Below are 21,845 nucleotides of genomic sequence, written 5' to 3'. Positions count from 1 at the left end.
AAGAGCCTCTATCGGGTTACTTGGAGCCGCAACCGCCAGCACCGCAGCCGCAACCACCGGCGGGAGCTTCCTCCGCTACCGGTTCGGGCTCGTCGTGGCCACCGCAACAGCCGCCCTTTTCTTCCTTCGGCTCGTCGTGGCCACCACAACAGCCACCGCCGCCGTGGGAGTGGCCGTGAGGCTCAGCGGGAGCTTCAGCGGAGGAACCGCATCCGCCCGAGCCGCAGCCACAACCACCAGCGGAAGGTGCCGGCTCCTCGTGGCTACCGCAGCCACCCGAACCGCAGCCGCAACCGCCACCGTCAACCGAACCGCAAGCGGAGCCGCGTGCATCGCGGTGACCCATGAGGTCCACGCCAAGGTCGGAGAGGTAGCGCAGGTAGCCTGCGAGGGCGTCGCGTCCAGCAGTGCCGGAGATGACGATGCCGCCGTGGCGCAGAGCCTTGAGCACCTCGTTGACCATGGGCCACTGCTCAATGTCGTCGGTAATGGTGATGGCGCTGACCACGTGCATTGCGAGGGAGGTCAGCGAGCGCAGGGACTGCTCGTAGCCTTCGGGCAGGTGAATGACCTTGGCGGGTGCCGCCAGGCGTAGGATGGACAGCACGCGCATCAGCATCATGGGTACTGCGTTTTCGGGCAGCAGTACGGTCACGCCGATAGCGGAGGATTCAGCAATACGTTCGATGGTTGCCGCGAGCTCTTCAGAGTCGATGTCGCGGGAGATGTCCAGCACCTCATAGGAGTCTACGGCGATGGAGCGGGTGCCGAGTGCATCGGCGAGTGCTTCATCTTCGGTGTGGATTGCAATCATGTTGCGGAATTCGTTGCGGCGCACGACGGAGGCTGCCTCAATAAGGGCGAAGTCCTGGCCTTCACCGTCCACGAGGAGGGTGTGGATTTCTTCGCGGTTGAGGCCTTCGCCTGCGGTGGCGCGCTCGATTAGTTCAGAAAATGCATTGCTCATACCGAATATTAAACACCTGATTTTGGGGTGGGCGCCCGCGAGGTTTGCCTGTCTTGGCGGTTTTGGGCGGTTTAAGACGTGATTTTATGCCGAGAGCGTGGGCGGCACCCTGCTTCTGCGTGTTTTGGGGTGTTTTTGGTGGTAGAAGCGCTGATGAAACGCGAAACGTTCGCTCCGGGCGCGTGAGAATCAACATTGGTTTTTGGGTTTGTGCCGCGTATTTGTGGGGTTTTTGTTTGCCGTGGGGTGCATCTTGCTCACGTTACAGATTTGAACACCCTAAAATGAAAGGGTGGTACTTTCCCGTGAAAAGATTCTAGATACCGCCTACGAGGTCTTGGCGACCTACGGTTTGGCGGACCTTTCCATGCGCCGACTCGCTCAGGAGCTTCACGTGGCTCCCGGCGCCCTGTACTACCACGTGAAGAATAAGCAGCAGCTTCTGATTCTGTTGGCAGATTACATTCTGGCTCGTGCCCCGAAGTCGATGTCTGAGGAGGCCGAGCCGAATCCGGAGGCTATTCGCGCTTCGATGATTCGCCGCGGTGATCTTCTGTTCTCCCTGCTCTACCCGATTCGTGAGTGCCCTGAGGTGGTGCGTTTGAGTTTGACTCTGCACCCGCGTGAGTTGAAGCCGGTGGTGGCTATGGCTCATGAGTTCCAGGCGCTTGGTTTGGGTCATGCGGAGGCTCTTCGTCGTGCTCGTTTGTTGACTCATATTGCGTTGAGCCTGGTGGAGGAGTATCAGACTCTGCCGCTGATTTCTCCGCAGGAGGCTGTGGCGAGTGGCGATGTTCCTCTGATTGAGAATGCGTTTAACCGTTACCGCCAGGATCTGCTCTCTGCGATTGATTCAATGATGGTGGTGCAGGAGCCCTATACGCAGGATGCGTAATCACCTTCTTTTGGTTTATTAGTTATGTATGGTGCCCCGTGCCCCCTTTGTGGGGGTGCGGGGCTTTTGCATGCGCCTCGACCCCGTACCTCGACCCGTGCGTTGACTGCCACTCTCCCCTGCCGCGCACTGAAATTGGTGCGGTTTGGCGACTGAGTCGATGTTCGTTGGTGCTCTGCTTTAGTCTAGAGGGGACACGTGCTTGCGCTGATGCCCGTTGGGTATCGGGTGTGGGTGGGGTGTCGTTTACGTCCTAGTGCCCTTTTCGGGGCTTGATCAGAGGTGTTCCATGTCGATGACCGCTACCGCCCAGTGGGCGGCTCTTCCGGACCATAGCGCGGAGATTGCGCGTGTGCGTGAGGAGTTTATTACCGCGTATGGGTATGAGCCTGATGGTGTGTGGTCGGCGCCTGGGCGCCTAAATCTTTTGGGCGAGTACATTGATTTTCTGGGCGGCTCGTGTCTGCCGATGCCGTTGCCGTACCGCACCTATGTGGCGGGTGCGTTGCGTCGTGATGGTGTGTTGCGCGCGGCTTCTTTACAGATGCCCGGCGATGAGCGCACGGTCGTGATTCGCGATATTCAGCCGGGTCATTTGAAGGGCTGGTTCACCTATGTGGCGGGTGTTGCGTGGGCGATGAATCAGGAGGGCGGCAGGGACATTATGCTGCCCGATGAGTTTGGTGCTGACCTGCTGATTAATTCTCGTGTTCCGGTGGGTGGCGGTTTGTCGTCTTCGGCGGCTTTGGAGTGTTCGACGGCGTTGGCATTGTTGGAGCTCTCGTGTCCGGTGCGTGAGGAGTGCCCACAGGCGGATGCTACCCCGGCTGATAGTGATGCGTTGCGTGCGCGTCTGGCTCAGGTGTGTATTACGGCTGAGAATAAGATGGCTGGCGCGCATACGGGTGGCCTGGATCAGACGGCGTCGTTGCGTTCGTATCCGGAGCAGGCTCTGGTGGTTGATTTTCGTGATTTTTCGATTGAGCCGGTTGCGGTGGATATTGCTCAGCATGGCCTGAGTTTTTTGGTGATTGATACGAACACTCCGCATGAGCTGACGGATGGTGGTTTTGCGGCTCGTCGTGCGGCGTCTGAGGCGTGCGCTGATGCTTTGGGTCTGCGTTTTTTGCGTGATGCCCTACCGGAGGACCTGTCGTGTGCGGGTATGGATGCGCGTGCTGCGAAGGCGTGGCGTGCTGATTTGGTGGATTCTTCGGTGAATCGTGCCTTGGACGCTCTGGAGGACGCGGGTCGTCCGTGTTCGTTCCCGCGTGGTTGGGTGCGTCATGCGTTCCACGATATGACTCTGGTGGGTCGTGCGAGCTATCTGTTGCAGCATGCTGATGAGCTTGGTTTCGCGGCATTTGAGGAGGCGGGCCGTATTTTCACGGAGTCGTTTGTGTCGATGCGTGATGAGTTGCGTGTTTCTCGCCCTGAGATTGATGATGCGGTGCAGGTGTGCCTGGATCGGGGCGCGTTGGGTGCCCGTATTGTGGGTGGCGGTTTTGGTGGCGCGGTGATGGCGCTGATTCCGACCTCTCAGCTGGAGGCCGCCGCGGATGCGGTGGCGACTGCGTATGCTGTGCGCGGCTATGCGGCGCCTCGTTTTTTGCCGATGGTTGCTGGTTTTGCGGCGTCTCATGATTGGGCTGCGGGCGCGGATCCTACGGATATTCCGGTCTTTTAGGGGCGTCCCCTAGGGTCGTCATAAAGCGTCGGGGTGTCATACGGGCGTGTTTTTGGGTTTTGAACAATATTCATAGCTGGAAGTTTCCTGCGAGTTTCTGCAAAAATCCTCCGTTGAGCACCTCAAATAACGCGCTGATAAGCCACGATTCTTTGGTCGTTGATTAAAAGCTTCGCCACGTTTCCCGAGGGTGGTTTTTCTTGCCTTCGCGGGTATGTACACTTATCGACGGACGCAATCCGTGAGCTGTAAAGTTTCGATGCGCATAGTCCGGCATATGGATAGCATCTACACTGGGTTCGACCGTCACATACAAGCCCAGCTTGCAGGTTTCGTCCACCAAAGCATCACACTCCAGTTTTCTGCCCGTCCGGGCAGACCCCCTCACCCAGAGTGAGGCTTTAGAGCGCGTCAGCGCAGAAAGGAGGCCCCCGTGGGCTTCGATATCAAGGGCACCGTTGAGCAGGGCCTCGACAAGGCTCAGGAAGTCATCAACGAGAAGGCTGGCAAGGAGGTCGTCACCGACGAGCACATTGCCAAGGTTGAAGAGGTCGTGACTGACAACGTCTCCAAGCTGACCGAGAAGTTCGGCAAGTAAGGCGGTTGCCTCCCTTTGGATTGGCGCCCTACCTCGCCTCCTCATGGGGTAGGGCGCCAATCCCCTGGGTTTGCATTACAGGCTTTCACTCAACATCTCTCTCGAATATATGGGGCGTTCTGCCCCGCCTGGGTTCTTTCACTCACTGACTCACTCGGCATATTGCTCAGCTTCTGCTACCGCCGGGTAGCCTGTTTTCACTCTTCTTTTACTCTTACTCAGCACAAGTGCTCGCGCTTTCTCGCGAACTGTATACGCCCCGCATCATTGGTCCGGCAACCTTGGTGTGGGGCGTATGCCGTTAAAGCGCCGTTGTAAAGACTTCTGGGCGAGTGCGCCGCGGACGTTCGCCGTATGAGGACCTCTCCCCTGCGCCTGCACCCTCAGGCTATGCTTGATATGTCAACTTATTGAGCTGCGCCCTCAGGCAGGTTTTAGCGCCTCCTGGAGACCGCGGAGCACCCTGTTTATGGAGGAACTATGTTTGAACGTCAGCAGTCCGATCAGCAGAAGGCACGCGAGGTTATGAAGGATGGCGGTGTCGTCATTTACTGGCGCCCCGGCTGCCCTTACTGCGAGGCTCTGGATTCTAAGCTGGGCGAGCTGGGCGACCACGCTACCTGGGTGAACATTTGGGAGGATCCGCAGGCTGAGGCACACGTGAAGTCCCTCAACGACGGTAACGCGACCGTCCCCACCGTGGACACCGGCGACACCCACTTTGTGGTGGCTGACCTGGTGAGCCGCAACAAGGTGAAGAAGCTGATTGAGAACACTCTCAACGCTGGCGGCGAGGCTTAAGATGGCTCGCCCGGCGCTGAACCGCGATACGACGGTCTGCATCTCTCTGTCCGGTCGCCCGTCGAACCACGGCATCAAGTTCCACAATTACCTGTACGAGAAGCACGGTCTGGATTACCTGTACAAGGCAATGACCACTACCGATATTGAGGGCGCTATCGCCGGCGTGCGTGCGCTGGGTATTCGCGGTTGCTCGGTGTCGATGCCGTTCAAGCAGGCTGTTATCCCACTGATGGACGATATGGACCACTCGGCGGCGGTCATTGGTGCGGTGAACACGATTGTGAACACTGACGGCTTCTTGAAGGCGTACAACACGGATGTGATTGCGGTGGCTTCGCTGCTGCGTTCGCATAATGTGGATCCGTCTCTGCCGTTCCTGTTGCGCGGTTCGGGCGGCATGGCGGCTGCGGTGGCTGGCGCGTTCTTTGACGCGGGCTTCTCGCAGGGCATGATTATTGCCCGCAATGAGGAGACCGGTCGCGCGCTGGCGGAGCGTTACGAGTACGCTTGGGCGCCGGAGGTGGGCAACCTGCGAGCGCCGATTCTGGTGAACGTGACCCCGATTGGCATGGCTGGCGGTGAGGAGAGCGAGGAGCTGTCCTACCCCGAAGAGGCTATTGCTGAGGCTCAGGTGGTCTTTGACGTGGTGGCTATGCCCGTTGAGACTCCACTGATTCGTGCGGCTCGCGCAGCGGGTAAGGAAGTTATTCACGGCGGTGAGGTGATTGCTCTGCAAGCTGCTGAGCAGTTCCGCCTGTACACCGGTGTGGAGCTCACTCCCGAGGAGGTTGAGGAGGCGGAGGCTCAGGCGAACTAGGTTCGCACCCGCTGCTTCTTCGCCTCGTGAGGGGCTCAATACGTAAAAGTGCCCGGAAGGTTGATCCTTCCGGGCACTTTTTGTTCTATCCGGCGCTTAGCGCCGGAATTTTTTGTAATTACACACACCCTGGTACTTAAGGTTTTCCACATCTGTGGAGAAATCTGGGGAAAACTCTTACACCCGTGTAATTCACACCGTGTGATTCGGTCGTTTTAGCCTGTATCCACAGGTTTTTAACATGTACTCACACTCGTGGAATTACACGAATGTAGTTATACACAGTGTGGAAAACTGCTGTGGATAACCCGCCTCCGTGGCGGATCTCCGCGGGTTTTCAGGGTCAATACCTGCCCTTGAACCACCGCTGCAGGCCCTGCTGCGGCGGTTCCGAAGACTCAGATGACTCGGGCTTCTTGACGAACGGGAGAATCAGGAAGGTCGCGAGCGCGCCACTGATAAGGCCGCCGATGTGTCCCGCGTGGGAAATATGCGGGGTGAAGAGGTTCTGCACCATACCAATGCCGATAAGCAGAATAAAGAGGCGGGCGGTGTCCTTCTGCCTCCTAAGAATCAGGATGACGAAGAAGGCACCGTAGAGGCCGTACACGCCGCCTGATGCGCCCACGGCGCCGCGGTAGTAGGCGAAGATGTACACACTGAGGCCAGCGCCCAAGGTAGCAGCCATATATACGAAGAGGAACTTCCACCGCCCCATCATGCGCTCGAGAGATACACCGAAGATGAAGAGATAAATCATGTTCCACACCATGTGCATCGGGTCATTCTGCGAGTGCACAAACCCGTGCGTAATCAGGCGGTAGTACTCACCGCTGTGAACACGGGGACCCGACATCATGCCGAGGTTATACACCCAACGGAATGGAATAATCTGTTGCAGACCGTACACCACGACGTTAATCAGAATGAGCGTGTACGTAATATGCCAGTGGCGCGCCAGGAACGAGCCTTTCGCCTTTGAGCTACCGCCTTTGAGGTCACGGTAGCAATCGGGGCAGACTACACCCGCGCCCTGTGCCGTCTGGCATTCGCCGCAGACGGCGCGGTTGCAGCGCCCACACTGGGCGTAGCTGACGCGGTCGGGGTGGTTAACGCAGACCGTTGGACTCTGCCCGTAGTTCATATAGTTGGGGAAGTTCTCCACTGCCTCTCCAAGGATTTTGTGCCGGATTTTCCGAAGATTTTCTGCGGATTTTCAGGCTAGTACCTGCCGTTTTGCCATTGCTGCGGGCTCTGCTGCGGCGGATCCGAGGACTCGGGCTTCTTCACAAACGGGACGAACAGCAGGGTCAGCAGTACACCGCCGATAAAGCCACCCGCGTGGCATGCGTGGGAAATATTCGGGTTGAAGAAGCTCTGAACCACACCAATGCCGATAAGCAGCATAAAGAGGCGCGCCGTGTCCTTTTGCTTCCTAAGAAGCAGGATCACGAGGAAGGCACCATAGAGGCCGTACACGCCGCCTGATGCGCCCGCCACGCTCGTTGAAGGAGTCAGCACGTGCACGCCGAAGGCACCAAAGACGATTGAGCCCAGGTACACCACAAGGAACTTCCAGCGCCCCATCATACGTTCGAGAGATACACCGAAGATGAAGAGGTAAATCATGTTCCACACCAGGTGCATCGGGTCGTTTTGTGAGTGCAGAAAACCGTAGCTGATGAGGCGGTAATATTCACCGTGCTGAACATAGGGCCACCACATCATGCCGTGGTTGACCATCCACCTATTCGGGATAATCTGCTGCAGACCGTACATCGCGACGTTCAGCAGAATGAGCGTGTACGTAATGTGCCAGTGGCGCGCCAGGAATGAGCCCTGTGCTTTCGAACCCCGTGCCTTCGAGCTGCCGCCCGTGAGGTCGCGGTAGCAGTCGGGGCAGACCATGCCCACATCCAGCGCTACCTGGCATTCGCCGCAGACGGTGCGGTTGCAGCGCTTGCACTGGGCGTAGCTAACGCGGTTGGGGTGGTTGACGCAGACGGTGGGAGTCTGCCCGTAGCCTGCGTAGTTGGGAAAGTTCTCCACTGAACCTCCAGGGGTTGTGTACAGGATTATCCGAAGGTGGTGTGCGGGGGATGGCGCGCGTGGGCATATAAGCGCAGGGACCCACCGGAAGAATCCTGGCGGGCCCCTGAACTATACGTGTTTTCTCAACACCTTCAGCAGAATGCTCGTATGAGCCTTCCGATGGGGTTTATTAGAGCTTTTCGATGTCGATCGAGGAGATGACAACGTCCTTGACCGGGCGGTCCTGGAAGCCGGTCTCAACGCTCTCAATAGCGTCAACAACCTTCTTGGATGCCTCGTCGGTAACCTCACCGAAGATGGTGTGGCGACCGTTCAGCCAGGGGGTCTCAACGGTGGTGATGAAGAACTGAGAACCGTTGGTGCCGGGGCCTGCGTTAGCCATTGCCAGCAGGTAGGGCTTGGAGAAGGAGAGCTCGGGGTGAATCTCGTCCTTGAACTGGTAGCCGGGGCCGCCAACGCCCATGCCCAGGGGGTCGCCACCCTGAATCATGAAGTCCTTGATGATGCGGTGGAACACGACGTCCTTGTACAGGGGGGTGTTCATGATTTCACCGGTGCGGGGGTGCTTCCACTGACGGGAGCCGTCAGCGAGGCCGATGAAGTTCTCAACAGTCAGCGGTGCGTGGTTGCCGAAGAGCTCGACGACGATGTCACCGTAGTTGGTGTGGATAGTTGCCTTAGCAGTTGCATTAGTCATGGCTCTATTGTGGCACGGGGCGGCGCTCATTCGCCATCTAACATGTTTTTTCGCCCCGGGCGCACCGTTGGGCGGGCTTTTTGGGCGGGAATTGAATATCCTGAGAGGTGAACACTACGCGCGCTGCGGCGTTTTCTGGCCGCTGGCGCATTTCAACCGATGGAGGTCACCCCATGTTCTGCTGCAAGAAGCGCAAGGCACGCAAGGCTGCTAAGGCTCAGGCTGTTGTCTCTTCCCTGGCTGCTGTTGAGTCCGCGCTGGAAGGCAAGACCGCTGAGATGTTCGCTGAGAAGCTGACCGGCAACAAGAAGGCTCTGAAGAAGGCTCGTAAGGCTACCGCGAAGACCGTTCGCGCCGCTGAGAAGGAACTGGCTCGTATTGAGCGTAACGGCGGCAAGCGCCCCCGTAAGGGCCTGGCATTCCTGGGCCTGCTGGTTGCTCTGGGTGTTGCAGGCGCAGCAGCTTACAACGCAGCTCGTCCCGTGGAGGATCCCTGGAAGAACGCATAAGCGTGTTTCCCCGTATCTTTTTCTCTAAGGCTTTCTGAGGCGCCGCTGGCGGCGTGAGGGAGCGCTTTATGAAAGATAGCCGCCCGCTAGAGTGTAATGCTCTGGCGGGCGGCTATTGTTTTGGGTTTTTCTTGGTTTTGGAGGGGGGAGGTGGCTGTAGCTAGAGCGCTAACCTTCCCCGGGTATCCCCTTGATATTTCCCGGATACACAAAGAACCCCATGTCTTTCGAAATGGGGTTCTCGGTTTAAAAATAAACCGGCGATGACCTACTCTCCCACACCCACAAAAGTGCAGTACCATCGGCGCGAAGAGTCTTAGCTTCTGGGTTCGGAATGGAGCCAGGCGTTTCCCTCTTGCTATAATCACCGGAAAGTGGAGGCGAGGGGACTCGAACCCCTAACCCTCTGCTTGCAAAGCAGATGCGCTACCAATTGCGCCACGCCCCCGCGGTGCTTTACTAGTCTATAACACCTTTTGTAGCTTTACCAAATCCTCGCGCACATTTTTTTAGTTAGACCCATCACACCCCGAGAGGGTTAGGAAATAACCTCGCCCGGCACCGTCGCCTCACGCTTCGTCAGAGCCTGCAGCGGACCGTTCACTTCCTGCAGATACTTACGAACCGCGGTGCGTTGCGCCTCCTTCGCGGACTCTTCCTTCGATTCCGGCGCCTTGAAGCCCAGTTTGAATGCGTCCCACTGGCTCGCCGAGGGATATTCCTCACGGGCATTCCACACCAGCGAGAACGACGCCAGGGTATTCAGTTCCTTTCTCGTGGCGGCCTTCGACAGCACATCAGCAACCGTTGCCACGCGCGAAGACTCCGCAACACTCACCGAGATCTTCGACTGCGCACCCGAGGGCAGGGTCAGCGCCTTATTCGGAGCCAACTGAATATTCAGGTGAATCTGCTGCACCTGCTCATTCTTCAGATCCAGCTCAGCCAGCGCACGGAAGCGCTTCAGCAGGGACTCATAGTTCTCATCAATCACAACGGCGTTCAGGCGCAGCTCATCCGCCAGCAGACTCACCTGAGCGTAGCTCGCATTAGTACCCAGCGCCGCGTTAGCGGTCAGCACCTTCAGCCACTGCTCTTCCTTCAGAGTTGCCGAATCATTGACGCGCAGCGGGCCCACCGGCGCATCCGTAGCGGTGTTAGCAACGTTCTGCGGGTCATTCGCCGAGTCCACGCCGCCATAGGTGACGCTCAGCCGGTGCAAAGAACCGTAGACAGACAGGTTCGTCAGAGCCGTAGCTGCCGCCGTCAAATCGGCTTGTGCAGCCTCCGTGAGGGAGAAAGAACCCACCAGACGCAGATCCTGTTCAGTACGCCCCTGACCCACATAGATGCGCCCCAGCGACTCAATCTTCAGGTAGCGGGTATCGATGTTTTCGCGAACCAGACGCTCACGGCGCGCCAGCAGCTTCTCGTTTGAAACCACCACCGCGGCGTCCTCACCCAGCACACCGGTGGCGGCAATCTGCGGCATCGCGGCAAGCACCCCGGCGGCAGCAATCACGCCACCGGTCAGAAGCAGGGAACGGCGAGGAACCACGAGGCGGCGCGCCTGCTCGGCAATAGCCTCTTTAGCGGCATCTACACGGGTTGAAGAGCCCTTAGCGGAGGATTCCTCAGCGGCGACGGGTGCCGCCTCAGAAACGCCCTGAGAGGGTTCTTGAGTGGACGTAAGGTGAGAGTTTTCGGGTTCAGGAGTAGGTGAAGAAGACACAGATTCTCCAGTTTTAGGGCGAGCACAAAGCCCGCCATTAGTTTGAGGGAGTGAGTCCCTCTAGAATACCGCCCGCACCTATGCGCGGGGTGGCAACCCGCGGCACATCCATCGGAGGGCATAAAGAAAACCTATGGGGTGGACTTCAGTCCACCCCATAGGTCACAAGATTCATGAGAGTTCTCAACTCTCACCGCAGGCTATTTAGTCGTCCTGCGCAGCAGTAGCGTTCGGAGCCGGAATATTAGCCGACTCAGCAGCCAACTCAGCGATGCGAATCTCGCCGGTCGTCGGATCATCGTAGGTCACGTACTCGGTACCGCCAGCCGTAGGCTCGGCATCCTCGTTCACGTGGTTCTCCGCAATCAGGAAGCCGTGCGCGCCAAGAATCTTAGCGACGCGGTCAATATCCTGCGGGGTCGGGGTATGATCCACCACTCGACGAATGTACTCGTTAATGCGCTGGTCACTCACGTACGCCTCACCACGAGCAGCGCGAGACTGCATGAGCTGGCGAACAACTTCCTGCAGCTGCTCATCGGTCAGACGCATCTTCAAAATAGCCATCACTGCCGCGCGGTCCTGCACCGGAACATCCTTGGGATACCCGACGCTCAGCCAGTCGATTACTCGAGAGATTATGCTCTTATCAGGCATCGAGCCCCTCCTTCGAAGCAGTCATCATATGCAATTTAGTGTTCACGGGATTAGTGGCCTCCACCGGTTACGCCGAAGATATTCCAGCCGAAAGTGTGGTCGATAAAGTCCTTAGCGACCCAGAGAATACCGATGATTACGATTGCTACGATAATAGCAAAAATGCAGGACGCGGCAATCTTCGCCACCGTTCCCGGAGGCTCAATTTCAACGAGCTTGCCGTCCGCAGTGTACTCGGTACGACCGGCCAGCAGACGCAGACCCAGCGCATACAGCGCCGGAAGGCCCGCACCGAAGAACAAACCGGCAATCAGCACCGGAATAACCTTGTTCACAATGTCCATCAGATATTCCACGGCTACGAACCTGCCTTCTCAGTAGCAAGAGTCTGATCTGCGGATGCGTCAGCGCTGGTGACTGCAGCGCCTTCCTTTTCATCCCAGTCGCCAGTCACGTTCGAAGCGTCAATGTTGTCCTTCTGGGAATGACGCCACATCAGGAAGCAGAAGATCACCAGCAGAGCGAACACGGTCATTTCGCCGACAAACTGGGTGCCGGTCAGAGCGTTCAGGCCGTGACCAATCAGCCAGGTCAGAGCACCCACAATCGCGGCAGCCGGCAGGGTAATCAGCCAAGCAACCACCATGCGGCCAGCAACAGACCAGCGAACCTCAGCACCCTTACGGCCCAGACCACTACCCAGAATCGAACCGGATGCCACGTGAGTGGTGGACAGTGCCATACCGAAGTGGGAGGAGGTCAGAATAATCGCGGCGGATGCACCATCAGCAGCAACACCCTGCGGGGTGTCCACCTCAACGATGCCCTTACCGAGGGTGCGGATAATGCGCCAACCGCCCAGGTAAGTACCCAGAGCAATCGCGAGCGCACAGCTAGCCTTCACCCAGAAGGGGATTGCGTCATCGTTGCTCAGGGTGCCCGAAGCAACCAGAGCCAGGAAGATCACGCCCATGGTCTTCTGCGCATCGTTGGTACCGTGCGCCAGAGACATCAGGGACGCGGTTGCAACCTGTCCCTTACGGAAGCCGCCGTGCTTACGATCGTCAGCCACCGGAGCAGCAATACGGTAGACCAGCCAGGTGCCGGTTGCCGCCACAATAGCCGCAATGACCGGGGAGAGGACCGCGGGAACAATAATCTTGGACAGAACGCCCATCCACTGCACGCCGTCGAAGCCGATAGCGACAATAGCCGAACCAATCAGGCCGCCAAACAGAGCGTGCGACGAGGAGGAGGGCAGACCCAGAAGCCAGGTCAAAACGTTCCAGAGGATGCCGCCCACCAGACCGGTAAAGACGATAAGCATCAGCGCCGGGCCGTCCGTTGTTACATCGATACGGTCCAGGTTCACGATGCCGCTACCGACCGAACGCGCCACCTCAACAGAGAGGAACGCGCCAACGAGGTTCAGGGACGCAGACAACGCCACGGCGGTCTTAGGCTTCAGCGCACCGGTCGCAATGGAGGTTGCCATCGCGTTACCGGTGTCGTGGAAGCCATTCGTAAAGTCGAAGGCGAGCGCGGTAAGCACCACGATCACGAGAATAATGAGTTCTGTAGTCACAAGAAAATTATCTGTCGGTTTTCGCGAAATCTAAAGTATTCCGAATTAACACGAAATAACAGATAAACCCACAGTATTGAGCGGGTTTCCGTGAGGGTTTTGCCGCAGAGACCATATTCTAGGGGCAATAATCCCGATATTCCGCGGCAAAAAGGGTGCACCTATCAGAATGCTTAAGTTGGTTTATGTGGCTTATATGAGAGTGCGGGGGAGAGGGGCGATTATATCCATCAAGAGGCTAAAGTGTGTTCACCAAGTGTTCACTTTCAGGAACCTCCCAGCTTTCTTTTTGTGACACACCTTTATTATTCAGACCTCATTTGAGCCACCAAACTACCCGTGCAGGATGTCCCTGTGGGTTTTCTACAGCTGCATGCGTTCGAGTATCACGAAGGACCACATCTAAATCCACAGCGCACGCAGCGCACTGGCTACGCGAGGTATTCACGCCGATCCTTCCGCATCACTTCAGCGAATACAACAAAAGACCCCGTATCTTTCGATACGGGGTCTTTTTCAAAAATAAACCGGCAACGACCTACTCTCCCACACCCACAAAAGTGCAGTACCATCGGCGCGAAGAGTCTTAGCTTCTGGGTTCGGAATGGAGCCAGGCGTTTCCCTCTTGCTATAATCACCGGAAAGTGGAGGCGAGGGGACTCGAACCCCTAACCCTCTGCTTGCAAAGCAGATGCGCTACCAATTGCGCCACGCCCCCGTCTCAGCGGAAACCACTGTTTAGTTATTTTTCCAAGCCTTTACGACTTCATTGCTCTGGTACTTTTTCAGAACCATCACAGTGACACACGAAAGAACAGCAAGAATCAATAATTTCTTCATTATTGCCTTTCATAGTGTGGAGTGGGCGTACCAAGAATCGAACTTGGGACCTCTTCGTTATCAGCGAAGCGCTCTAACCGTCTGAGCTATACGCCCTCCTTCTGCGGAATTTCTTCCGTAGAACGAGATATAACTATACAGGTGTTTGAGGGTAACACCAAATCGAAAAAGCATGTTCTGCATCACATTTACTGTTGCGAGGTTCCTAGGCATACAGAACGGGCGGCACCACCTCCATCCAGAGGGGCACCGCCCGCACACAAAGCTCAAAAAGCTACAAACTAGGACTCATCGCTCAGAGTCAAGGTCACGCCACCAACCAGCTTCGCAGCCAGGTTGTACAGAATCGCGCCAATCATACCCAGCAGAGTAAAGACCACAGTGTTGACCACAGCAAAAATAGTAGTCACCAAAGCAACCTGACCCAGCGAAATCATCTGCGAAATATCCACAGTGGTCGAACCGGTACCCAGCGAGCTAATCAACTGGTTCACACCGGTAAACGCGCCAGAAGCCTGCAGGAACAGCCACAGAATCACCGACGCCACGACGGTCACAATACCCAGGGCAATAGACAGCAAGAAGATCAGCTTAGCCACCGACCATGTATCAACCTTCTGAACCACCAAACGCGCACGACGAATCTTCGAACGCGGCGCAGGACGCACCAGCTGACGGCGCGAACCAGTAGGACGCTTAGCATTCACAGGGCGCTTACCGGCAGGACGCTTAGCGGTACCGCCAGGACGGGCCTGGCCCGAACGTGCCTGAGCCGGGCGACGCGCGCCAGCCTTAGCCGCACCCGAAGACTTAGATGCACCAGCCGACGCCGAACGCTGTGCCGACGCAGGAGAGGAGCTCGCGGGAGTGCTGCTCATTAGTTACCTCCAGTAGCGGTGAGATCGGCAGCCGCCGCTTCACCCTCGTTGTCCGAACCGGGCGCCTCAGAAGACTCCGAAGCCTCGGTGTTCTCAGTGGTTTCATCGTCGCTATCATCCAGCTGACGATCCTGGTTGCGTGCAACACCAATAATAGAATCGCCCTTACCGGGCTTTGCAAAGATAACACCCATAGTATCGCGTCCCTTCGCAGGAACCTCATTCACATTCGAACGAACGACCTTGCCGCTGGCCATAACCACCAGCACCTCGTCCTCTTCATCCACAATGAGGCCACCCACCAGGGCGCCACGATCCTCAACTAGCTTAGCAACCTTAATGCCGAAACCGTTACGGCCCTGCACGCGGTACTCATCCACGCTCGTACGCTTCGCGTAACCGCCCTCAGTGACCACGAAGACGAAGGAGCCCTCAGTAACCACATTCGCAGAAATCAGCTCATCGCCGTCACGGAACTTCATACCGGTCACACCCGAGGTCGAACGACCCATCGGGCGCAGCGACGCATCATCAGCGTGGAAACGCAACGACATACCGTTACGCGACACCAGCAGAATGTCGTCCTTCGCCGAAACGGTGAACGCCGAAACAACCTCATCGCCCTCACGCAGGTTAATCGCAATCAGGCCGGCAGTACGGTTCGTATCGTAATCGCTCAGGCGGCTCTTCTTCACCATACCGCCGCGAGTAGCAAGCACCAGGTACTCAGCATCCTCATAGCTCTTCAGCTCCATGACCTGAGCAATATGCTCACCGCCCTGGAACTCCAGCAGGTTCGCAATATGCTGGCCCTTCGCATCGCGGCCAGCTTCCTGCAGCTCGTAACCCTTCGCACGGTACACACGGCCCAGGTTCGTGAAGAACAGAATCCAGCTGTGCGTAGTGGTCACAAAGAAATGCTCCACCACGTCATCACCGCGCAGCGAGGCACCCTTAATGCCCTTACCGCCACGGTGCTGGCTACGGTACTGATCGCTACGGGTGCGCTTAATGTAGCCGCCGCGAGTAATCGTAACCACGACCTCCTCCTCGGGGATGAGGTCTTCCATCGACATATCGCCGTTGTAGCCGTACATGATCTGGGTGCGACGCTCATCACCGTAGCGGTTCACAATCTCGCCCAGCTCCTCAGAGATAATCTCGCGCTGGCGAGTCTCCGAAGCAATAATCGCGTTGTACTCAGCGATCATACGCATCAGCTCATCGTGGCGATCCTGAATCTTCTGACGCTCCAGAGCGGCCAGACGACGCAGCTGCATGTTCAGAATTGCCTGAGCCTGAGCCTCATCAATCTGCAGGAACTCCATCAGGCCGCTACGCGCCTCATCAGCGGTGGGGGAGCGGCGGATCAGGGCAATAACCTCATCCAGAGCATCCAGAGCCTTCAGCAGGCCGCGCAGGATGTGCGCCTCTTCCTCCGCCTGACGCAGACGGTAACGGGTACGACGAACGATAACGTCCATCTGGTGGTCCACCCAGTGACGCACAAACGCATCCAGGGACAGGGTACGCGGCACGCCATCCACAATGGCGAGCATATTCGCGGAGAAGTTCTCCTGCAGCTGGGTGTGCTTGTACAGGTTGTTCAGCACAACCTTCGGGGAAGCATCACGCTTGAGCACAATCACCAGACGCTGACCGGTACGACCCGAAGTCTCATCGCGCAAATCCGCAATGCCGGTGACCTTACCGTCCTTGATGAGCTCAGCAATCTTAATCGCCAGGTTATCCGGGTTCGCCTGGTACGGCAGCTCGGTAACCACCAGGCAGGTACGACCGTGGATTTCCTCCACGTTGACCACCGCGCGCATGGTGATAGAGCCACGGCCAGTACGGTACGCGTCCTCAATGCCCTTGGTGCCCAGAATCTGTGCACCGGTCGGGAAATCGGGGCCCTTAATGCGCGCCATCAGCGCGCTCAGCAGCTCCTCATTGGTGGCGTGCGGATTCTTCAGGAACCACTCCACGCCCTCGGCAACCTCACGCAGGTTATGCGGCGGAATATTGGTCGCCATACCCACAGCAATACCCGAAGAACCGTTGACCAACAGGTTCGGGATGCGCGCGGGCAAAACGGTAGGCTCCAGGGACTTGCCGTCGTAGTTGGGCTGGAAATCAACGGTGTCTTCGTTGATGTCACGCACCATCTCAAGGGCAATGGGAGCCATCTTGGTCTCGGTGTATCGAGGCGCTGCGGCACCGTCGTTACCGGGGGAGCCGAAGTTACCCTGACCCAGAGCCAGCGGGTAACGCATAATCCAGCTCTGAATCAGACGCACCAGAGTGTCGTAGATAGCGCTATCGCCGTGGGGGTGGAACTGACCCATCACGTCGCCAACCACGCGGGCACACTTATTGAAGGATCGGTCCGGGCGGTAGCCGCCGTCGTACATCGCGTAGATCACGCGGCGGTGCACGGGCTTGAGGCCGTCACGCACATCCGGCAGGGCGCGGCCAATAATAACCGCCATTGCGTAGTCCAGGTAGGAACGCTGCATTTCGGTCTGCAGGTCCACCTGTTCAATGTGACCGTGGTGGTCTACGCTTTCAGTGCCACCGTTGCTGACGACGTCAACCTCAGTGGATTTATTCTGCTGTTCTTCGCTCATTACTTTCTCATTCCTCAATGACTCGCTCGGCTATATAGCTCATTTGGCATATTCCATACGGGATATATGCCGCTTCGGGCTAGATATCGAGGAATCGAATGTCCTTTGCGTTCTGCTGGATAAACTCACGGCGAGCCTCAACGTCCTCGCCCATCAGAACAGAGAAGATCTGGTCAGCCGCCGCTGCGTCTTCCATCTTCACCTGCAGCAGGGTGCGGCGAGCCGGGTCCATGGTGGTATCCCACAGCTCGGTGTAGTCCATCTCGCCCAGACCCTTGTAACGCTGAATACCGTTGTCCTTGGGCAGGCGCAGGTTCTTTGCCGCGCCACGAGCCAGAGCCTCGTCACGCTCAGCATCCGAGTACACGTAGTCGTGCGGAGCGTTCGACCACTTGATGCGGTACAGCGGCGGCTGAGCCAGGTACACATAACCCGCCTCAATCAGCGGACGCATAAAGCGGAAGAGCAGAGTCAGCAGCAGAGTCGTAATGTGCTGGCCGTCGACGTCCGCATCCGCCATCAGAACAATCTTGTGGTAGCGTGCCTTCTCAATATCGAAGTCATCACCAATGCCGGTACCAAAAGCGGTAATCATCGCCTGAATTTCAGCGTTGGACAGGGCACGGTCCAGACGAGCGCGCTCAACGTTCAGGATCTTACCGCGCAGCGGCAGAATAGCCTGAGTATTCGGGTCACGACCCTGAACAGCCGAACCACCCGCGGAGTCACCCTCCACCAGGTAAATCTCAGAGATCGACGGATCCTTCGAGGAGCAGTCCTTGAGCTTACCGGGCATCGAGCTGGTCTCCAGCAGGCCCTTACGGCGGGTCGTCTCGCGTGCCTTACGGGCTGCAATACGCGCCTGAGCGGCGGTGATTGCGCGACGCACAATGTCCTTCGCCACCGCGGGGTTACGACCGAACCAGTCGCCGAGGTGATCGTTCACCTCACGCTGGGTGAAGGACTTAGCCTCCGAGTTACCCAGCTTGGTCTTGGTCTGACCCTCGAACTGAGGCTCGGAAATCTTAATCGAAATCACCGCGGTCAGACCCTCACGCACGTCTTCGCCGGTGAGGTTATCGTCCTTATCGCGCAACAGCTTGTTCTCACGCGCGTAACGGTTCACCAGCGAGGTCAGAGCGGCACGGAAACCCTCTTCGTGAGTACCGCCCTCGTGGGTGTTAATCGTGTTCGCGTAGGAGTAGACGGACTCCTTATAGGCGCCGGTCCACTGCATCGCCACTTCCAGGCTCATGTTGCGCTCAGTGTCTTCGGACTCAAAGGAGACGATCTCCTCGTTCACGATGGTCTTCGCGCCAGCGTTGAGGAAGTGTACGTAGTCAAACAGGCCGTTGTCGTAACGGTAAGTAACGGTCGTGAAACCGTCAGCGTTCGCACGCACGCGGTTGAGGACGTTTTCCTTCTCCTCTTCAGCAACCTCGTCACCGGTGAACTTCTCGCGCTCATCGGTCAGGGTGATGGTCAGGCCCTTGTTCAGGAACGCCATCTGCTGGAAGCGAGCGCGCAGAGTCTCAAAGTCGAACTCGACGGTCTCAAAAATCTCCGGGTCCGGGTAGAACGTCTGAATCGTGCCGGTCTTATCGGAGGGCTCGCCGCGACGCAGAGGGCCGTCCGGCACGCCACCGTTCGAGAAGGAAATATGCCATGCGTAGCCCTGGCGGTGCACCTCGGTAATCACGCGGGTAGACAGCGCGTTCACCACGGAGATACCCACGCCGTGCAGACCACCGGAGACCGAGTAGCCGCCGCCGCCGAACTTACCGCCAGCGTGCAGCACGGTCATGACAACCTCAACGGTGGACTTGTGCTCGGTGGGGTGCTCATCCACGGGGATACCGCGGCCGTCGTCCTTCACGCGGACGGAGCCGTCAGCCTGAATGGTCACGTCAATTTCGGAGGCGTAGCCGGCGAGCGCCTCATCGACCGAGTTATCTACAACCTCGTAGACCAGGTGGTGCAGACCGCGCTCAGTGGTCGAGCCAATGTACATGCCGGGGCGCTTGCGAACCGCTTCCAGACCTTCCAGCACGGTAATATCGGATGCACCGTATTCATGCTGCTGTTCAGATGCATTCTGTTCAGATGCCACGAGGCAGAACTCCTTGAGTAGATGATGCAACCGGCGAAGAAGAACTGCGGGCAGCCCAGAGGGGAGCCTAGAACGCCTCACGAAGGGCACCAGATAGCGCCTGCACAACCCGCGTTGCCGGTGGTGCCCATAGGTGGGCACACTTTACGCATTGTCTCTTTTATTTTACCGAGCAAGAGAGCATAAAACCATCTACATACGTCACATATTGAGCTTTTTTGGGCGCCACCACCCGCTCAAAAGCCCGCAAAGGCGGTTTAGAGTGTTTCAACCCCCTTTTGAGATAGGGGGTACGGTTCACCACTTCGTGGAGGTTGCCGGCGATTCTAAAGCTTTCATAGCGTGCAGAAAATCATGAGGTGCAGAAAAGGGGCACGTTTCATACAACGCCCCCAATGTCTCAGTTTCCCGCCGTGGCAATGCGACGCAGCGACGCGATGCGCCTACCCGTAGGTATCGCGCACACCGCGCATGCCGGTGGCGCGCCGATAGCCTCGCTGACTCCAGCGACCGTTATTCGGGCCCAACACGCGGACCTGAGCTACGACACCCTCGCCCAGTTCCCTGCGGAAAAGTTCGATAAGGTGCCCATGCATCAGACGCAGCTGCGTGGTCCAGGCGGTAGAGTCGCACTGGACTTCAACGATGGAGTTTTCGAAGCTGATCGGGCGGGTATGCGCGGCGATTTCGGGGCCCACAAGCTCAGCCCAACGCGCCAGCACGCTAGAGACCGCCACGGGCTCTTTCCAGCCGCGAGAGCGAATCAGGGCACTAACGATGCCACCGAGGGGTTTAGGGTCGCGAGAGCTCTCTCCGGGGCCACTATAGCCACCCATCACGCGGGGGTCCCAGCCCTGCGCTCGCCGTGATTTCTTCTTCGAGGCGGTGCCGGACATGACCGCACCGAAATCGCGCATGATTTTATTCGCAGAGAAGGCGTTGAGAGGCGCTTCGCCACGTTCCTGAGCCGCCACGCGCATACGGGTCAGTAGGGCGGAGGGGGCGTCCACCTCGTCGCGATAGAACTCGCCCACGCTATCAACCTCGCGCGGGTTTTGCGGTTCCGCAAACTCGTCGAATGTTTCACGTGAAACATGGTTTTGAGGGCGGGCGGGGTTACTCATCGCCGCCACCCTCCGCGAGCGCCGATGCAGTCGACCCCTCGCTATCTGCAGTAGCAACGGCAGGCTGCACATACTCGGCATGACCCGCCGTCACCGACACCAGGCGGTAGTCACCTAGCTCCTCCGGAATATCACTCAGCACCGCGCAGGTAATGAGCACCTGCTCCGCATCAGCAACCATCGCGCCCAGGCGGTGGCGGCGCGCAGAATCCAGCTCCGCAAACACATCATCAAGAATCAGAATCGGCGAAGAACCCGCTGAGGAATCATCCTCGACATGCACAAACCAGGACGCCAGCTTCAGCGCCAGAGCAAAAGACCAGCTCTCGCCGTGCGACGCGAAATGCTTCACCGGCATGCCGCCCAGCAGCAGAGTAATATCCTCACGATGCGGACCCACCAGAGTCACGCCGCGCTCAATCTCATCGCTCCGACGCTCCGCAAAACCACGCATCAAAGCCTCCTTGAGGTCCTCAATGCGCATCAGTGCCGCGTGCTCGATTGAGCGCTCGCCCATGCTCGAAAAAACAGTCGACTCGTAGTTGAAACCGACTTCCTTTGAGCCGTCCGTCAACCCCGCATAGGCGCGGCGAAGCTGCGGCAGAAAGCGCTGCAGCAGACGAAAACGCGCAGAAAGCAGCTGGGCACCCAGGGTCGATAGCTGCTCATCCCACACCGACAGGGTACTCAAAGCGTTCTCGTCCCGCGCCTTACGCTGCATGGACTTCAGCAGCGAATTACGCTGACGCAAAATCCGCTCATACTCGCTACGGTAGCCGGCAACCACCGGACGCAAAGAGGTCGCCAGCTCATCCACAAAACGGCGACGACCCGCCGGATCGCCCTTCACCAGCTGCAAATCCTCCGGAGAGAACAGCACCGTGCGGGCAATACCCAGCGCCTCCTTGGCACGCACCGGCGCGGCACGATTAATGCGCACGCGGTTACTCTGCCCCGGAGCAATCTCAAACTCCGTCACCGTCTGCTGCGAACCGCGCACCGTACGGGTGCGAATATAGGCGCGCGAAGCCCCCATCCGCACCAGCGGCCCGTCATGGCTCACGCGGTGCGAAGACAGAGACGCCGCATAGTCAATCGCCTCAACAATATTGGTTTTACCCACACCGTTAGAGCCCAGAAAAACCGTGACTCCCGCCGAAAGAGGCAAGCTCAGCAGAGCGTAGGTGCGGTAATCCAACAACGAAATATGGTCGATATACACCGGTGCAGCTCCTTTCGTGCGGTTCGGTTGGGGGATGGGTG

The 21,845-nt window shown here is 57.9% G+C and carries 19 protein-coding genes, 3 tRNA genes and 2 rRNA genes; 6 read left to right on the top strand and 18 right to left on the bottom strand.

Annotated elements, in window-relative coordinates:
- Nucleotides 1–16 precede the first annotated feature (16 nt).
- Nucleotides 17–967 (bottom strand): biotin synthase, encoded by a 951-nt coding sequence (locus HXO69_RS00120; RefSeq protein WP_296544582.1) that lies wholly within the window; start codon nt 965–967, stop codon nt 17–19.
- 292 nt (nt 968–1,259) lie between these two features.
- Between HXO69_RS00120 and HXO69_RS00115 the strand changes: the two genes are divergently transcribed.
- From HXO69_RS00115 to HXO69_RS00095, 5 genes are all read left to right on the top strand, one after another.
- Nucleotides 1,260–1,862: a TetR/AcrR family transcriptional regulator gene (locus HXO69_RS00115; protein WP_049350255.1), complete on the top strand. Its 603-nt coding sequence runs from the start codon at nt 1,260–1,262 to the stop codon at nt 1,860–1,862.
- A gap of 289 nt (nt 1,863–2,151) precedes the next feature.
- Nucleotides 2,152–3,549 carry a galactokinase family protein gene (locus HXO69_RS00110; protein WP_296544579.1) on the top strand — a complete coding sequence of 466 codons (1,398 nt, stop codon included), beginning with the start codon at nt 2,152–2,154 and terminating at the stop codon, nt 3,547–3,549.
- A gap of 433 nt (nt 3,550–3,982) precedes the next feature.
- A complete protein-coding gene (locus tag HXO69_RS00105; protein WP_294627303.1) occupies nt 3,983–4,147 on the top strand; it encodes a ribosome recycling factor in 165 nt (54 codons plus the stop codon).
- 480 nt (nt 4,148–4,627) lie between these two features.
- Nucleotides 4,628–4,948 carry a glutaredoxin domain-containing protein gene (locus tag HXO69_RS00100; protein WP_005508005.1) on the top strand — a complete coding sequence of 107 codons (321 nt, stop codon included), beginning with the start codon at nt 4,628–4,630 and terminating at the stop codon, nt 4,946–4,948.
- Nucleotide 4,949: 1 nt separating this feature from the next.
- Nucleotides 4,950–5,768, top strand: coding sequence for a shikimate 5-dehydrogenase (locus HXO69_RS00095; protein ID WP_049326840.1), 819 nt, complete (start codon nt 4,950–4,952; stop codon nt 5,766–5,768).
- A gap of 343 nt (nt 5,769–6,111) precedes the next feature.
- Here the strand turns inward: HXO69_RS00095 and HXO69_RS00090 are convergent, their stop codons facing one another.
- From HXO69_RS00090 to HXO69_RS00080, 3 genes are all read right to left on the bottom strand, one after another.
- Nucleotides 6,112–6,933: a rhomboid family intramembrane serine protease gene (locus HXO69_RS00090; protein WP_296544574.1), complete on the bottom strand. Its 822-nt coding sequence runs from the start codon at nt 6,931–6,933 to the stop codon at nt 6,112–6,114.
- Between the two features lie 56 nt (nt 6,934–6,989).
- The gene (locus HXO69_RS00085) at nt 6,990–7,817 is read right to left on the bottom strand and encodes a rhomboid family intramembrane serine protease (RefSeq protein WP_296544573.1); all 828 of its coding nucleotides are present in this window, start codon (nt 7,815–7,817) and stop codon (nt 6,990–6,992) included.
- A gap of 172 nt (nt 7,818–7,989) precedes the next feature.
- Nucleotides 7,990–8,517, bottom strand: coding sequence for a peptidylprolyl isomerase (locus tag HXO69_RS00080; protein WP_049352247.1), 528 nt, complete (start codon nt 8,515–8,517; stop codon nt 7,990–7,992).
- A 173-nt stretch (nt 8,518–8,690) separates the two neighbouring features.
- Here HXO69_RS00080 and HXO69_RS00075 point away from each other — a divergent pair, with 173 nt between their 5' ends.
- Complete coding sequence (locus tag HXO69_RS00075; RefSeq protein WP_049345994.1) at nt 8,691–9,026, top strand: hypothetical protein; 336 nt, start codon at nt 8,691–8,693, stop codon at nt 9,024–9,026.
- A 255-nt stretch (nt 9,027–9,281) separates the two neighbouring features.
- Here HXO69_RS00075 and rrf (HXO69_RS00070) read toward each other — a convergent pair.
- The 14 genes from rrf (HXO69_RS00070) to recF form a co-directional block, all read right to left on the bottom strand.
- Nucleotides 9,282–9,398: ribosomal RNA gene (gene rrf / locus HXO69_RS00070) — 5S ribosomal RNA — on the bottom strand.
- A gap of 3 nt (nt 9,399–9,401) precedes the next feature.
- A tRNA-Ala gene (locus HXO69_RS00065) sits at nt 9,402–9,474 on the bottom strand.
- A 90-nt stretch (nt 9,475–9,564) separates the two neighbouring features.
- Nucleotides 9,565–10,758, bottom strand: coding sequence for an acetamidase (locus tag HXO69_RS00060; RefSeq protein WP_296544571.1), 1,194 nt, complete (start codon nt 10,756–10,758; stop codon nt 9,565–9,567).
- Between the two features lie 204 nt (nt 10,759–10,962).
- The gene (locus tag HXO69_RS00055; protein ID WP_070737427.1) at nt 10,963–11,415 is read right to left on the bottom strand and encodes a DUF3349 domain-containing protein; all 453 of its coding nucleotides are present in this window, start codon (nt 11,413–11,415) and stop codon (nt 10,963–10,965) included.
- 50 nt (nt 11,416–11,465) lie between these two features.
- A complete protein-coding gene (locus HXO69_RS00050; RefSeq protein WP_065423854.1) occupies nt 11,466–11,759 on the bottom strand; it encodes a hypothetical protein in 294 nt (97 codons plus the stop codon).
- Nucleotides 11,760–11,773: 14 nt separating this feature from the next.
- The gene (locus HXO69_RS00045) at nt 11,774–13,000 is read right to left on the bottom strand and encodes an inorganic phosphate transporter (RefSeq protein ID WP_070604199.1); all 1,227 of its coding nucleotides are present in this window, start codon (nt 12,998–13,000) and stop codon (nt 11,774–11,776) included.
- Between the two features lie 525 nt (nt 13,001–13,525).
- A 5S ribosomal RNA gene (gene rrf / locus HXO69_RS00040) occupies nt 13,526–13,642 on the bottom strand.
- Between the two features lie 3 nt (nt 13,643–13,645).
- Nucleotides 13,646–13,718, bottom strand: a tRNA-Ala gene (locus HXO69_RS00035).
- A gap of 144 nt (nt 13,719–13,862) precedes the next feature.
- Nucleotides 13,863–13,936: transfer RNA gene (locus HXO69_RS00030), tRNA-Ile, on the bottom strand.
- A 185-nt stretch (nt 13,937–14,121) separates the two neighbouring features.
- A complete protein-coding gene (locus HXO69_RS00025) occupies nt 14,122–14,718 on the bottom strand; it encodes a DUF3566 domain-containing protein (protein WP_005508012.1) in 597 nt (198 codons plus the stop codon).
- Nucleotides 14,718–17,348: a DNA gyrase subunit A gene (gene gyrA / locus HXO69_RS00020; protein WP_296544569.1), complete on the bottom strand. Its 2,631-nt coding sequence runs from the start codon at nt 17,346–17,348 to the stop codon at nt 14,718–14,720. Before gyrA ends, HXO69_RS00025 begins: the two co-directional genes overlap by 1 nt.
- Nucleotides 17,349–17,427: 79 nt before the next feature.
- A complete protein-coding gene (gene gyrB / locus HXO69_RS00015) occupies nt 17,428–19,458 on the bottom strand; it encodes a DNA topoisomerase (ATP-hydrolyzing) subunit B (RefSeq protein ID WP_296544567.1) in 2,031 nt (676 codons plus the stop codon).
- Between the two features lie 443 nt (nt 19,459–19,901).
- Entirely contained in the window at nt 19,902–20,492 is a 591-nt protein-coding gene (locus HXO69_RS00010; RefSeq protein WP_369825420.1) for a DUF721 domain-containing protein, read from the bottom strand.
- Nucleotides 20,493–20,574: 82 nt separating this feature from the next.
- The gene (gene recF / locus HXO69_RS00005) at nt 20,575–21,804 is read right to left on the bottom strand and encodes a DNA replication/repair protein RecF (protein ID WP_311448647.1); all 1,230 of its coding nucleotides are present in this window, start codon (nt 21,802–21,804) and stop codon (nt 20,575–20,577) included.
- Nucleotides 21,805–21,845: the final 41 nt, after the last annotated feature.

It is taken from the genome of Rothia sp. (in: high G+C Gram-positive bacteria) (assembly GCF_015265375.1).
In the GTDB taxonomy this organism is placed as follows: domain Bacteria; phylum Actinomycetota; class Actinomycetes; order Actinomycetales; family Micrococcaceae; genus Rothia.
Note: the sequence above shows the minus strand (reverse complement) of the source record. Positions and strands in the feature narration are given on the sequence as shown.

What these genes read in the sequence shown, in the direction of transcription:
- HXO69_RS00075 (WP_049345994.1), top strand. Translation starts at nt 8,691, where the DNA reads ATGTTCTGCTGCAAGAAGCGCAAGGCACGCAAGGCTGCTAAGGCTCAG.
- HXO69_RS00100 (WP_005508005.1), top strand. Translation starts at nt 4,628, where the DNA reads ATGTTTGAACGTCAGCAGTCCGATCAGCAGAAGGCACGCGAGGTTATG.
- HXO69_RS00050 (WP_065423854.1), bottom strand. Translation starts at nt 11,759, where the DNA reads ATGGACATTGTGAACAAGGTTATTCCGGTGCTGATTGCCGGTTTGTTC.
- HXO69_RS00055 (WP_070737427.1), bottom strand. Translation starts at nt 11,415, where the DNA reads ATGCCTGATAAGAGCATAATCTCTCGAGTAATCGACTGGCTGAGCGTC.
- HXO69_RS00095 (WP_049326840.1), top strand. Translation starts at nt 4,950, where the DNA reads ATGGCTCGCCCGGCGCTGAACCGCGATACGACGGTCTGCATCTCTCTG.
- HXO69_RS00120 (WP_296544582.1), bottom strand. Translation starts at nt 967, where the DNA reads ATGAGCAATGCATTTTCTGAACTAATCGAGCGCGCCACCGCAGGCGAA.
- HXO69_RS00110 (WP_296544579.1), top strand. Translation starts at nt 2,152, where the DNA reads ATGTCGATGACCGCTACCGCCCAGTGGGCGGCTCTTCCGGACCATAGC.
- gyrA (WP_296544569.1), bottom strand. Translation starts at nt 17,348, where the DNA reads ATGAGCGAAGAACAGCAGAATAAATCCACTGAGGTTGACGTCGTCAGC.
- HXO69_RS00025 (WP_005508012.1), bottom strand. Translation starts at nt 14,718, where the DNA reads ATGAGCAGCACTCCCGCGAGCTCCTCTCCTGCGTCGGCACAGCGTTCG.
- HXO69_RS00080 (WP_049352247.1), bottom strand. Translation starts at nt 8,517, where the DNA reads ATGACTAATGCAACTGCTAAGGCAACTATCCACACCAACTACGGTGAC.